The sequence below is a fragment of the Pseudomonas sp. Leaf59 genome, assembly GCF_920984685.1.
GTDB lineage: Bacteria > Pseudomonadota > Gammaproteobacteria > Pseudomonadales > Pseudomonadaceae > Aquipseudomonas.
The window spans coordinates 75,522-88,534 of the sequence record NZ_CAKLBR010000009.1; the positions used below are offsets into that span (position 1 = coordinate 75,522).

A 13,013-nucleotide genomic window follows, 5' to 3' on the forward strand; every position below is an offset into this window, starting at 1 on the left:
CTGCCGATAGATGACGTCGATCAAGAAGCTGTCGGCGATTTCTGAAGCAGTGCGAAGCAGGCCTCCGCCAGGGCCGAGCGTGGTGCGCTGCGGCGCATGATCAACCCCAGGCGCGCGAGGGTGTGGGCATCTTCGATGGGTTGCAGGCGCAGATGCTCGGTGAGCGCATCCAGGCCGCCCTCCAGTGGCATCACTGCACAACACAGCCCGCCGTGCACCGCTTGAAGCAACTGATGAACGGCGTCGGTCTGTAACAACGGCTGTGGGTTGAGGCCACGGCTGTGGAAGTTGTGGTCGATGGACTGGCGAAAGTGCATGCCGCTGGTGAGCATGCCCAGGGGCAGCTCAATCAGCGACTCCCAGCTCAACGGCGTATCGCCGAAGCTGAAGAAGCGTTGATCGTAGAGCAGACCCATGCGCGTTTCGCCAAGGACCAGGGAGTCGAAGCGTTCGTTGTCCAGGCGCTCCAGGTACGAAACGCCAAGGTCCAGCCGGTTGCTCGACAGTTGTTCCAGAATCTGTTCGGAGCTGAGGGCCGACAATTCAAAGCGAAGGCTGGGGTGCTCCTTGTGCAGTTGCTGCATCAGCGCCAACGGGTCAAAGCTCGACAGCGGTACCACGCCCAGGCGCAGCGTACCCACCAGATTGCCGCGACAGGCGGCCGCCTCGGCCTGTAAGCCGTCATACGCCGCCAGCACGGTACGGGCCCAGGCCAGCACGCGTTCGCCGGGGGCGGTGAAGCCTTCGAAACGTTGGCCGCGATTGACCAGCGGCAGGTCCAACTCGTCTTCCAGGCTGCGCAGGCGCATCGACAGCGTCGGCTGGGTGATGTGGCAACGCGCCGCCGCCTGGCCGAAGTGACGGGTTTCGTCGAGGGCGATGAGGAATTTCAACTGTTTGATGTCCATCTTCGCTCCGGGGCTTATTCCAATGGCGGGGGATTCTAGCGCGTTTGGGTCTGTGCTCGGGCCGGAACCCATCCAGGTGTGGACGGGTCTAGTCTTGAGCAATCTGGAACACAACTACCAAGGAGAGCGCACCATGAGTCTTTTGAGTTTTGTCAAGGAAGCAGGCGAGAAGCTGATCGACCTGCTCACACCGGGTAATGCCAATGCCAGCGATGATTTGAAAAAACACATCGAGAAGGTCGGGTTGGGCAATCCGGACGTGCACGCCACTGTCGAGGGGGACAAGGTCACGCTGACGGGAACCGTTGCCAGTCAGGAAGAGAAGGAGAAAGTCCTTCTGGCTGCCGGCAATATTGCAGGCGTTGCGAGCGTCGATGATCAGATCACCGTATCCGGCCCGGCCGTGGCTGCCGCCCGTTTCGTGGTGGTGAAAAAAGGCGACACCCTCAGCGCGATTTCCCTGGCGGTGTACGGTAACGCCAACCAGTACAACAAGATCTTCGAGGCCAACAAGCCGCTGTTGTCGCATCCGGACAAAATCTATCCGGGCCAGACACTGCGTATTCCCGAGTAATACGCAAATCAAAAATGTGGGAGGGGGCTTGCTCCCGATAGCACAGTGTCAGTCACCGAGGTGATTCTGATGCACCGCTATCGGGAGCAAGCCCCCTCCCGCAGTGGTCAGAGCCCGGCAATGAGATCGCGGTAGTCGTCGACCGCGGTAAATTCAGCGGTGTCCTTGGGTCCCTTCCTGCTGTCCGGCTCTTTCACCGCCAGCAAATGCCCCACGCCGAAATCCCGCGCACTGCGCAGAATCGGCAAGGTGTCATCGATAAACAGACTGCGTGCGGGGTCGAAGCCGATATCGGCCTGCAGGGCATCCCAGAACTGTGGGTTTTCCTTGGCGAAACCATAGTCGTGGGAACTGATCAATCGCTCGAAATACGGCGCCAGTTCAATGCGCTCCAGCTTCAGCGACAACGAGTCACGATGGGCGTTGGTGATCATGATCACCCGCTTGCCGGCCTGTTTGATCGCCGCCAGAAACGTGTCGGCATCCGGTCGCAGGGCGATCAGGTCGGCGGTTTCCAGCTTGAGTTCGCGCACCGGGAGTTTCAGTTCGGTGCTCCAGAAGTCCAGGCAATACCATTGCAATTGTCCGGCGTTACGCTCGAACAGCGGCTGCAGCTCCATCGCGGCCATGGCCCGACTCACCCCGTGCAGGTCAGCGTAGCGTTGGGGCAGGTGCTCCATCCAGAAGTGGTTGTCGTAATGCAGGTCGAGCAGGGTACCGTCCATGTCCAGCAGGACGGTGTCGATGGCGTGCCAGGGCAAAGCGGGCATGGGGCGGTCTCATGTAAGTAAAGATATCCGACACAGACAATCGGAAAAGCCACGGTATAGTAACCCGATCACGCCAAGGAGCCTCTCATGCGCCAGAAACCCACCGTCCTCGCCCGCGAAATCGTCGCCAGTAGCCGTTTGTTCCGCGTGGAGGAAGTGCAACTGCGCTTTTCCAATGGCGTTGAACGGACCTACGAGCGTCTGGTTGGACGCGGCGCCGGTTATGGCGCGGTGATGATCGTGGCGATGATCGATGCGGACCACGCGCTGCTGATCGAGGAATACTGTGGCGGGATCGACGAGTATGAGCTTTCCTTGCCAAAGGGGTTGATCGAGCCTGGCGAGGACGTACTGGCGGCGGCAAACCGCGAGCTCAAGGAGGAAGCGGGCTTCGGCGCGCGGCAGTTGGAGCACATTACCGAGCTGTCGTTGTCGCCTGGCTACATGAGCCAGAAAATCCAGGTGGTACTGGCCACCGAGCTGTACGAAGAACGCCTGGAAGGCGATGAACCCGAGCCGATGCGTGTAGACAGGGTCAACCTGCGCGAGCTGTCGCAACTGGCGCAAAACGAGCAGTTCAGCGAAGGCCGTGCATTGGCTGCGCTGTACCTGGTACGAGACCTGTTGACCCAGCGAGGAGCGTTCAGCGCATGAGCGAACTGTTTTTAGGCCACCCGTTGATCGCCCCCGTGATTGAGTTGGCACGCCAGGCCGGTGAAGTGATCCTGCCGTATTGGCGCGCCGATGTGGCGGTCACCGCCAAGGCAGATGATTCGCCGGTGACGGCGGCGGACCTGGCCGCTCACCACCTTATCCTCGCCGGCCTGACTGCACTGGACCCGAGTATTCCCGTGTTGTCCGAAGAGGACGCCGATATCGACCAGAGCGTGCGCGCCGGTTGGCAGCGCTGGTGGCTGGTGGACCCGCTGGATGGCACCAAGGAGTTCATCAGCGGCAGTGAAGAATTTACCGTCAACGTGGCGTTGATCGAACAGGGCCGCGTGGTGTTTGGCGTGGTGTCGATGCCCACCAGCGGTCGTTGCTACTTCGGTGGTGCAGGCCTGGGCGCGTGGCGTTCGGATGTAAACGAAGCGCCCCGGCAGATCCAGGTGCGCAAGACTCCGGCTGCAGGCGAAGCGTTTACCGTCGTCGCCAGCCGCCGCCACAGCAGTCCCGAGCAGGAGCGCTTGCTGGACGGCTTGAGCCAGGGCCTGGGTGAGTTGAAGCTGGCGAATATCGGCAGCTCACTGAAGTTCTGCCTATTGGCTGAAGGCAGTGCCGATTGTTACCCACGCCTGGCGCCCACGTCGCAGTGGGATACGGCGGCGGCCCAGGGTGTACTGGAAGGCGCGGGCGGTGAGGTGTTGGAGTTGAACGGCGAGCGGTTCAGTTATCCGGCGCGGGAATCGTTGCTCAACCCTTTCTTTCTGGCGTTACCGGCGAAGGCGGCGTGGCGCGATCGCCTGTTGAGCCTGGCCAGGTCTTAAGACCTGCGCAAATTAAAAATGTGGGAGGGGGCAAGCCTCCTCCCACATTTGCTTTGTGTAATAGCGACTAGCGGTGCAGGACGTATTGGCCGGTAAAAGTCACTGCGCGGTCTTCGCTGCCCTCATTCACAATCCATGTGTCCAGCGTCAACCGCGCCCGGCCATGGCGTTTGTAGGTCGCCACGAAACGCTTCCACACCTTCTCCTCCGGCGCCGCGCAAATCACCGTGGCATCCTGCGTCACCGGCAACGGATAACTGATCTGCCCTTCCTGAATCACGATGTGCCCGTCTTCAATGCCGTGTTCGCGCAGTCTCAGGTGCAACCAACCCCAGCCTGCCAGGACGGCGCCGCAGTAGAGGCTGCCGCCAAACATGGTGCTCTTGTGGTTGATATTGGCTTGCAAGGGAAGATGCAGTTGCAGCTGGTGGTGTTGCCAGTCGAGCACCTTGAGCCCCATTTCCCGAGTGAGGGGGATGTCGTGATGAAGGATGGATTCCAGGTAACGGCTGTCGCGGCTCATGGCAGTCTCTTGGCGGGTGGACGGGGTCATTCGTCGTCAGTGCTGTGGCTGGCGCTGTCGGCGAAGTTCAGGCCGTGCTTGCGCAGTTTGTCGTGCAAGGTCTTGCGCGGTACGCCCAGCGCTTCGGCAAGGCTGCGCAGGGAACTGTGAGGGCGGGTAAGTTCGGCGGCGATCAGGCTTTTTTCGAACTGCTCGACCTGTTCGCTCAAGCCGCCCGATGTGGACGTCAGCACGCTGGCGCCAGGATTGCCCGGCGTGCTGTCCAGCGCCAGTTCCAGGCCCAGGGCGAAGCGCTCGGCGGCGTTCTGCAGTTCGCGCACGTTGCCTGGCCAGCTATGGCGCAACAGCAACGCGCGTTGGCCCGGTTGCAGTTCGTGCAGCGGCAGGCCATGGCGGCTGCTGGCCTCGTCGGCAAAGTGCTGGAACAGCATCAACGCATCCTCACCGCGCTCGCGCAGCGGCGGAATGCGCAGCGGCGCGACGTTGAGGCGGTAATACAAGTCGGCCCGAAAGCGCCCCTGGTCGGCAGCCTGGCGCAGGTCTTCCTTGGTGGCCGCGATGATGCGGATGTCCAGCGGGATCAACTGGTTGCCGCCCAGGCGCTCGACCACGCGCTCCTGCAACAGGCGCAGCAGCTTGACCTGCACATCCAGGCTCATGCTTTCGATTTCATCCAGAAACAGCGTGCCGCCGTTGGCGAACTCGAACTTGCCGATCCGACGTTTCTGCGCGCCAGTGAACGCGCCCGGTTCGTGGCCGAACAGTTCGCTTTCGACCACCGATTCGGCCAGTGCCCCGGCGTTGATCGCCACGAACGGCCCGCTGCGCCGGCTCGACAGATCATGCAGCGCACGCGCCACAACCTCCTTGCCGGCGCCGGTTTCGCCGAGGATCAACACGTCGGCACGGGTCGCGGCCAGGGCACCGATCTGTTCGCGCAGGCGCAGCATCTGTGGCGAATGGCCGACCAGGCGCGTGCTCAACTGCTGACGGTCACTGAGGGCCAGGCGCAGGCTGCGGTTGTCCAGCACCAGCCGGCGCAGGGCCAGGGCGCGGCGCACACTGTCGAGCAGGGCGTCGCTGGCGAAGGGTTTTTCGAGGAAGTCATAGGCGCCCGCGCGCATGGCCTGCACCGCCAGCGGCACGTCGCCGTGGCCGGTGATTAGCAGCACCGGCAGGTCCGGGTCCTGGCCGTGCAATTCGGCGAGCAGCTCCAGGCCATCCATGCCGGGCATGCGGATATCGCTGACCACCACGCCTGGCCAATCGCGGGACAGGCGCGCGGTGAGGCCATTGGCTTCGCCCAGGGGCAGGACGTTCAACCCGGCCAGGTCCAGGGTCTGGCACAGGGCCTGACGCAAGTGTGGATCGTCGTCGATCAACACCACCTGGATCTGGTTATCGATACTCATACACTGCGGTCCTCGGACGGTTGCAGACTCACGCCCGGCGAGCCAGCGCGCAATTTCAGGGTTAACAGCGCGCCGCCTTCCCTGTGGTTGGCGAACAGCAGTTCGCCGCCAAAGGCACGCATCAGGGTTTCGCAGATCGCCAGGCCCAGGCCGAGCCCTTGAGTACGCGTCTTGGTGGTATAGAACGGCTCACTGGCGCGGCCCAGGGCTTCCATGCAAAAGCCCGGGCCGTTGTCGCGGATGTACAGGTTGACGCCTTGCGCAGTGGTTTCGGCACTCAGCCACAGTTTGCGCGGCGGGCCTTTTTCGGTGAGGGCGTCGAGGGCATTGGCCAGCAGGTTGCCCAGCACCTGGCGCAAGCGGGTTTCGCCGGCCTGCACCCACAAGGTGGCTTCCGGCAAGTCGCGGATCAGCTCCACCTCCATCGACCGACGCCGCTTGGCCAGCAACGCCAACGCGTCGTCGAGCGCCGGCTGCAGCGCCACGCTCTCCGGCGCGTGACGGTCGCGACGAGCGAACGCGCGCAAGTGGGCGATGATCGAGGCCATGCGCCCGGTCAGTTCGCTGATCAGCTTGAGGTTGCCACGGGCATCGCTGGTGCGTTCATGATCAAGCAGGATTTCGGCGTTTTCCGCGTAGCTGCGAATCGCCGCCAGGGGCTGATTGAGTTCATGGCTGATACTCGCCGACATGGTGCCCAGTGCCGAGAGCTTGCCGGCCTGCACCAGGTCATCCTGGGCGCGCACAAGTTCCTGCTGGGCGTGTTCGCGTTCCAGCACCTCCTGTTTGAGGCGCCGGTTGAGACCTTCAAGGTCGCTGGTACGCTCGACCACGCGCATTTCCAGCTCGCGGCGCGCCTTCGCTTCGAAGGCGATGCGCTCCAGATAATGGCGACGGCGCTGCATCAGCAGCCCAAGCAGCAGCATCAGCACCAGCAGCGTGGCACCGCCGACTGCCACCACGGTGCGTACCGGGCGGTTGATCAAGGATTGTGGCGCGAGGATTTCCACGTTCCAGCCGGTCTCGGCGATGGCCGTGGACTGACGCAGCCAGGCCGTATTGCTGAGGCTCAGCGGCTGCGGGTCGCGAGTGGGGTAGGGCTGAATGGCACTGATGGCCTGGCGCTCTTCGGCGCTCAGGGGCCGCGTGGCGCGAAAGCGCCATTGCGGGCGCGACGTGAGGATCACCACGCCATTGTGGTCGGTCACCAGCAGTTGTTCCGGGGTGTTGCCCCACAGGCTTTCGGTGTGGTCCAGGTCGACCTTGACCACCAGCACGCCAATGATTTTGTCGTGGTCGCGCACGGCGGCGGCGAAGAAGTAGCCGCGCTTGGCCGAGGTGGTGCCCAGGCCGAAGAAGCGTCCCAGGTGCCCGGCCATGGCCTCACTGAAATACGGGCGGAACGAGAAGTTGCGTCCGACGAAACTGTCCTGTTTGTCCCAGTTGGACGCGGCGAGCGTCTTGCCGGACGTGTCCATCAGGTACATCACTTCCGCCCCGGCCTGGGCGGCGACGTCCTTGAGCAGCAGGTTGGCGCCGACCAGGTTGGTGCTGACCTGCGGCGCCTCCAACGCGGTACGCAAGGCTGGCAAGTCGCCGAGGATCTGCGGCAGCACCTCGTAGCGATGCAGCGTACCGAGCAGGTTGGCGACGTAGAGGTCGAGGGTCTGACGGTTCTGCCCGGCCAGTTCGTTGCGGTAATAACGCTCGGCGAGGTGCTCCAGCGGCCACAATAGCGGTGCCAGGCACAACGCAAGCAGCGCCAGGCTGCGCCAGCGGGGTCTTCGCGGAAGGGGTGGAGTCATGGGGACCGTGCGCCTGTGGGTACAGGCGCATTATGCCTAGTGCTGACCGGCAAGACACTCGCGCAATGCATCCTGCCACTGCGGTTGGCTGACGTGCCACTGTTGCTGCAGACGGCTGCAATCCAGGCGCGAGTTCAACGGGCGCCTGGCGGGCGTCGGGTAGGCGCTGGAGGGAATCCCTTCCAGTTCGGCGCAGGGTTTGCCGGCGGCCTGCAACTGCTCGCCAATGGCCTGGGCAAAGCCGAACCACGATGTTTCGCCCTGTGCCGTCAGGTGATACACGCCCCAATCGCCCGCCTGGCCGGCCTGCCAGCGCTCGACTAGCATGCGGGTGCTGCTGGCGATGGTCCCGGCCCAGGTCGGCGCGCCGATCTGGTCGGCGACGATGCGCATGTGCGGTTTCTCTTGCAGCAGCCGCTGCATGGTCAGCAGGAAGTTTTTACCGGTGGTGGAATAAACCCAGCTGGTACGCAGCACCAGGTACTCACCGCCCACGGCCGCGATTGCCTGCTCTCCAGCCAATTTGCTCTGGCCGTAGACACCCAGCGGGTTGGTCGCGTCCGCCTCGGTGTAGGGCGCAGGCTTGCTGCCGTCGAACACGTAGTCAGTGGAGTAGTGAATCAGCGGGATGCCCAGCGCCTTGGCTTCCTCGGCAAGCACACCGGGCGCGATGGCATTGATGGCAAAGGCCGCATCCGGCTCGCTTTCAGCCTGATCGACGGCCGTGTGTGCGGCTGCGTTGATAATCAGGTTGGGGCGGTGGGCGCGGACTTGCTGGCGGATCTGGTCAGCGTTAGCCAGGTCCAACTGATCGCGGCCCAACACGATGAGTTCGCCCAGGCCCCCCAACTGCTGTTGCAGCGCCTGGGTAACCTGGCCATGCTGGCCGGTGATCAGAATTTTGAGAGCGCCGCTCATGGGAACACGTCAGCGTCTTTCAGACTTTTGCCGTTCTGGTCTTTGGCGGACAAGGTCGGTGCACCGCTCATTTGCCAGTCGATGCCCAGCTCGGCGTCGTCCCAGCGAATGCAGCGTTCTGCCGACGGAGTGTAGTAGTCCGTAGTTTTGTACAGAAACTCCGCGTAGTCGCTGAGAACCACAAAGCCATGGGCGAACCCTGGTGGAATCCACAGTTGTCGGCTGTTGTCGGCTGATAACCGCACACTGGCCCACTTGCCGAAATTGGGCGAGCTGCGACGGATATCCACTGCCACATCCAGCACTTCGCCCGCCGTCACGCGCACCAGTTTCCCCTGGGCATGTTCGATCTGATAGTGCAGACCGCGCAACACGCCTTTTTGCGAGCGCGAGTGGTTGTCCTGCACAAATTGCTGTTCCAGTCCTGCGACTTGAGCGAAGTCGCGCGCATTGAAACTTTCGTAAAAGAAACCGCGCTCATCGCCAAAAACCTTGGGCTCGATGATCAATACACCCGGCAGCTCAGTAGCGGTCACATTCATTCATTGTCCCCGGCGAGTTTGTACAAGTATTGACCATAGCCGGTTTTGCCAAAGTATTTTGCGCGCTCAAGCAAATAATCACGACTGATCCAGCCGTTGTCGTATGCGATTTCTTCGAGGCACGCCACTTTTAGGCCCTGACGGTGCTCGATGGTCTGCACGTATGTCGAAGCCTCAAGCAGGCTGTCGTGGGTGCCGGTGTCCAGCCAGGCAAAGCCACGGCCAAAGCGCTCAACATGCAGATCGCCACGCTTGAGGTAAGCGTTGTTGACGTCGGTAATTTCCAGCTCTCCACGTGGAGAAAGCTCGACAGCCTTGGCGATCTCGATCACGTCGTTGTCATAGAAATACAGGCCAGTCACCGCGTAAGACGACTTGGGTTTGGCCGGTTTCTCTTCGATGGACAGGGCGCGGCCTTCCTTGTCGAAGTCAATCACGCCGAAACGCTCCGGGTCCTTGACCCAATAGCCGAACACGGTAGCGCCGGACGGACGCTCGGCAGCCGCACGCAGTTGCTCACCGAAATGCTGGCCGTGGAAGATGTTGTCGCCCAGGATCAGGCAAACCGGGTCTTTGCCGATGAATTCTTCGCCGATGATGAACGCCTGGGCCAAACCGTCCGGTTTGGGCTGTTCGGCGTAGGTGAAGCGCACGCCAAACTGGCTGCCATCGCCCAGCAGGTTGCGGTATTGCGGCAAATCGACCGGCGTTGAGATGATCAGAATGTCCTTGATCCCCGCCAGCATCAGCACCGAGATCGGGTAGTAGATCATCGGCTTGTCATACACCGGCAGCAGTTGCTTGGACACGCCAAGCGTGATCGGGTGCAAACGGGTGCCGGAGCCGCCGGCCAATACGATTCCCTTCATCATGCGATCAAATCCTTCACGTCGGTGTTGCCCAATCGTTCACCCTGATAACTGCCGTCCTGGACCCTGCGGCACCATTGCAGATTATCGAGGTACCACTGCACGGTTTTGCGCAGCCCTGTTTCAAAGGTTTCTTCCGGGGTCCAGCCCAGTTCACGTTCGATCTTGCCGGCGTCGATGGCATAGCGCTGGTCGTGGCCGGGGCGATCCTTGACGAAGGTGATCAGGTCGGTGAATTGCTCTACGCCGGCCGGGCGCTGTGGCGCCAGTTCTTCGAGCAGGCCGCAGATGCCGCGAACCACGTCGATGTTCTTTTGCTCGTTGTGTCCGCCGATGTTGTAGGTCTCGCCTACCACGCCTTCGGTCACCACTTTGAGCAGCGCGCGGGCGTGATCTTCAACGAACAGCCAGTCGCGAACCTGCAACCCGTCGCCATACACCGGCAATGGCTTGCCTGCGAGGGCGTTGAGAATCACCAGCGGGATCAGTTTTTCGGGGAAGTGGAACGGCCCGTAGTTGTTCGAGCAGTTGGTCAGCAGCACCGGCAGGCCGTAGGTGCGCTGCCAGGCGCGAACCAGGTGGTCGGACGCGGCCTTGCTGGCCGAATAGGGCGAGCTTGGGGCGTAGGGCGTGGTTTCGGTGAACAGGTCGTCCACGCCGTGCAGGTCGCCATACACTTCATCGGTGGAAATGTGATGGAAACGGAATGCGCTCCTGGCAGGCTCCGCCAGCTTCTGCCAGTAGGCGCGGGTGGCTTCCAGCAGACTGTAGGTGCCGACGATGTTGGTCTGGATGAAATCCGACGGGCCGTCAATCGAGCGGTCGACATGGGACTCGGCCGCCAGGTGCATGATGGCCTGCGGCTCGAAACGCGCCAGCACCGCGCTGACGGCGTCCTGATCGACGATATCGGCCTGCACGAACTCATAGCGGCTGTTGGAGGCGATGCTGGTCAGCGACTCCAGGTTGCCGGCGTAGGTGAGTTTGTCCAGGTTGAGCACTTCGTGCTCGGTGTGTTGAATCAGGTGACGAATCAGGGCGGAGCCAATAAAACCGGCGCCGCCGGTAACGAGAATGCGCATGTCGGGGGCCTTTTCCTTAGACGGACATTAAGCGGATGAAGCATAGCTTGAGTGGTGGCGTCAGGTGGCGCAAGCGCGACGTGCGCACAGGGGTTGCCTTACCCCCCTCAACAATGGCGATATACATGCCTGAAAATGCCGGGGTCGTCAAAGTACTGCTTGCCACGTTGATCCCGATTGTTATCGGTTATTTTCCGTCATATTTTTCGTCTACCCTCTTTGATTTCTGTTAAAGCCGATTTTTATCCGTTATAAAGTCGCCCTTCACCCCATTCGGAGCCATGATCGCCATGACCACCCTGCACAGCACACCTCGCGCCGATGGCTTCCATATGCCCGCCGAATGGGCGCCACAGACCCAGACCTGGATGATCTGGCCCGAACGCCCGGACAACTGGCGCCTGGGTGGCAAGCCGGTGCAGGCGGCTCACGTGGCCGTGGCCAAGGCTATCGCACGGTTTGAGCCGGTGACGGTGGCCGTGTCTGCCGGCCAGTACGAAAACGCCCGCGCCCGCCTGGATGTGCCGAATATTCGTGTGGTGGAAATGTCCAGCGACGACGCCTGGGTTCGCGACACCGGCCCTACATTTGTCATTAATGACAGTGGCGAAGTGCGCGGCGTGAACTGGGATTTCAATGCCTGGGGCGGGTTTGACGGCGGTCTGTATGCGCCGTGGAACCGCGACGCGCAGGTGGGCGGCAAGATTCTCGAGATCGAGCGCACGTCCCGTTACCGCACCGAAGGCTTCGTGCTGGAAGGCGGCTCCATTCACGTCGACGGCGAAGGCACGCTGGTTACCACCGAAGAATGCCTGCTGAACCGCAATCGCAATCCGCACCTCGACCGCGCGGCGATCGAGGCGGTGCTCAGCGATCACCTGGCTGTGGACAAGATCATCTGGCTGCCGGACGGCCTGTTCAACGACGAAACCGACGGCCATGTGGATAACTTTTGCTGCTACGTACGCCCAGGTGAAGTGTTGCTGGCCTGGACCGATGACCCGCAAGACCCCAACTACGCACGCTGCCATGCCGCCATGGATGTGCTGCAAAGCAGCACTGACGCCAAGGGCCGCGCGTTTATCGTGCACAAAATGCCGATTCCGGGGCCGCTGTATGCCACCGAGGAAGAGTGCGCCGGTGTGGATCCGGTGGATGGCAGCCAGGAACGCAACCCGAGCGTGCGGTTGGCCGGCTCCTACGTGAACTTCCTGATCGTCAACGGCGGCATCATCGCCCCCAGCTTCGACGACCCGCTGGACAGCCAGGCCAGGGACATTCTTCAGGGCCTGTTCCCGCAGCACGAAGTGGTGATGGTACCGGGGCGTGAACTGTTACTGGGCGGCGGTAATATCCACTGTCTGACCCAACAGCAACCGGCTCCGCACAAAAACTGAGTGCAGTTGTAACAGCGTTGCGAGTAGTGGCTTGAAGCCATGTTTTCGCAGCGTTTCAGCAAGCCCGCGACCTGGCAGGGTCTCGGGCTTTTTTGTGTCTGGATGCCTGTGCGCCGGGGACATTGGCATAGCTCTTGTATCGCGGTTGTAACGGTGGCTCAAGGTGGATGACGGTGCTGTTCTGTCATAAACCTTGAGTAAGTTAGCCGCTCACGCAGTAGGGAGAGCGTAGAAATGAATGCCGAGAGCAATTCGATCAAGACGTTTACGCATCACCCGGCGCGGGTGAATAGCGATGCAATTCATGCGCTGGCACAGTGGTTGAAGGCAAACGACTCGCGCCAGCCCGACCTGCGTAGCCTGATGAATGACCGCTACCCGGCGGGGCTATTCAGCGAGGACGAGATGAAGGCGCTGTGCGAGCTGGCACGTAACTGAAGAAACACCAGGATCAAAAAAATGTGGGAGGGGGCTTGCTCCCGATTGCGGTGGCTCAGTTGGCTTGTTTGTAACTGACGCCCCGCTATCGGGAGCAAGCCCCCTCTCAGATTTGAAGGGTGGTGGCTCAAAGTCCGCGATTTAGAATCTTTTCGTCTGAACTCAGAACATTCACGAAATTGACACAAAGTTCAACGCGCGACTAGGATTGCGCCCAACGCCTGTGGCTAACCGCCATGACTCATCCAATAAAAAAAGGCCCGCGGCAGTTCAGTCGTCCGCGGGCCT

Annotated in this window: 14 protein-coding genes; 5 read left to right on the plus strand and 9 right to left on the minus strand. The window is 61.6% G+C overall.

Annotated elements, in window-relative coordinates; all coding sequences use genetic code 11:
• Positions 1-20: 20 nt before the first annotated feature.
• Positions 21-908 carry a LysR family transcriptional regulator gene (locus LUB09_RS12125; protein ID WP_231422676.1) on the minus strand — a complete coding sequence of 296 codons (888 nt, stop codon included), beginning with the start codon at positions 906-908 and terminating at the stop codon, positions 21-23.
• A 133-nt stretch (positions 909-1,041) separates the two neighbouring features.
• Here LUB09_RS12125 and lysM point away from each other — a divergent pair, with 133 nt between their 5' ends.
• Positions 1,042-1,482 carry a peptidoglycan-binding protein LysM gene (lysM, locus tag LUB09_RS12130; RefSeq protein ID WP_231422677.1) on the plus strand — a complete coding sequence of 147 codons (441 nt, stop codon included), beginning with the start codon at positions 1,042-1,044 and terminating at the stop codon, positions 1,480-1,482.
• Positions 1,483-1,589: 107 nt separating this feature from the next.
• Here the strand turns inward: lysM and yrfG are convergent, their stop codons facing one another.
• Positions 1,590-2,252 carry a GMP/IMP nucleotidase gene (gene yrfG / locus LUB09_RS12135; RefSeq protein ID WP_209987315.1) on the minus strand — a complete coding sequence of 221 codons (663 nt, stop codon included), beginning with the start codon at positions 2,250-2,252 and terminating at the stop codon, positions 1,590-1,592.
• A gap of 87 nt (positions 2,253-2,339) precedes the next feature.
• Between yrfG and nudE the strand changes: the two genes are divergently transcribed.
• Positions 2,340-2,906, plus strand: coding sequence for an ADP compounds hydrolase NudE (gene nudE, locus LUB09_RS12140; protein ID WP_209987319.1), 567 nt, complete (start codon positions 2,340-2,342; stop codon positions 2,904-2,906).
• Entirely contained in the window at positions 2,903-3,739 is an 837-nt protein-coding gene (gene cysQ, locus LUB09_RS12145; protein WP_209987323.1) for a 3'(2'),5'-bisphosphate nucleotidase CysQ, read from the plus strand. Before nudE ends, cysQ begins: the two co-directional genes overlap by 4 nt.
• A 67-nt stretch (positions 3,740-3,806) precedes the next feature.
• On the opposite strand, the gene LUB09_RS12150 is transcribed toward cysQ, so the two are convergent.
• From LUB09_RS12150 to rfbB, 7 genes are read right to left on the minus strand one after another with little or no spacing between them, the layout of a single operon-like run.
• Positions 3,807-4,262 (minus strand): thioesterase domain-containing protein, encoded by a 456-nt coding sequence (locus LUB09_RS12150; RefSeq protein WP_231422678.1) that lies wholly within the window; start codon positions 4,260-4,262, stop codon positions 3,807-3,809.
• A 26-nt stretch (positions 4,263-4,288) separates the two neighbouring features.
• Complete coding sequence (locus LUB09_RS12155; protein ID WP_209987328.1) at positions 4,289-5,674, minus strand: sigma-54-dependent transcriptional regulator; 1,386 nt, start codon at positions 5,672-5,674, stop codon at positions 4,289-4,291.
• On the minus strand, positions 5,671-7,479 hold the full coding sequence (locus tag LUB09_RS12160) for a sensor histidine kinase (RefSeq protein WP_231422679.1): 1,809 nt from the start codon (positions 7,477-7,479) through the stop codon (positions 5,671-5,673). The genes LUB09_RS12155 and LUB09_RS12160 overlap by 4 nt, the downstream gene beginning before the upstream one ends.
• A gap of 36 nt (positions 7,480-7,515) precedes the next feature.
• On the minus strand, positions 7,516-8,397 hold the full coding sequence (gene rfbD / locus LUB09_RS12165) for a dTDP-4-dehydrorhamnose reductase (RefSeq protein ID WP_231422680.1): 882 nt from the start codon (positions 8,395-8,397) through the stop codon (positions 7,516-7,518).
• The gene (gene rfbC, locus LUB09_RS12170) at positions 8,394-8,939 is read right to left on the minus strand and encodes a dTDP-4-dehydrorhamnose 3,5-epimerase (protein ID WP_231422681.1); all 546 of its coding nucleotides are present in this window, start codon (positions 8,937-8,939) and stop codon (positions 8,394-8,396) included. The genes rfbD and rfbC overlap by 4 nt, the downstream gene beginning before the upstream one ends.
• Entirely contained in the window at positions 8,936-9,811 is an 876-nt protein-coding gene (gene rfbA / locus LUB09_RS12175) for a glucose-1-phosphate thymidylyltransferase RfbA (RefSeq protein WP_231422682.1), read from the minus strand. The genes rfbC and rfbA overlap by 4 nt, the downstream gene beginning before the upstream one ends.
• Entirely contained in the window at positions 9,808-10,890 is a 1,083-nt protein-coding gene (rfbB, locus tag LUB09_RS12180) for a dTDP-glucose 4,6-dehydratase (protein WP_209987342.1), read from the minus strand. The genes rfbA and rfbB overlap by 4 nt, the downstream gene beginning before the upstream one ends.
• A 290-nt stretch (positions 10,891-11,180) precedes the next feature.
• On the opposite strand from rfbB, the gene aguA reads away from it, so the two are divergent.
• On the plus strand, positions 11,181-12,287 hold the full coding sequence (gene aguA, locus LUB09_RS12185; RefSeq protein ID WP_231422683.1) for an agmatine deiminase: 1,107 nt from the start codon (positions 11,181-11,183) through the stop codon (positions 12,285-12,287).
• A 234-nt stretch (positions 12,288-12,521) separates the two neighbouring features.
• A complete protein-coding gene (locus tag LUB09_RS12190; protein WP_209987349.1) occupies positions 12,522-12,725 on the plus strand; it encodes a hypothetical protein in 204 nt (67 codons plus the stop codon).
• Positions 12,726-13,013: the final 288 nt, after the last annotated feature.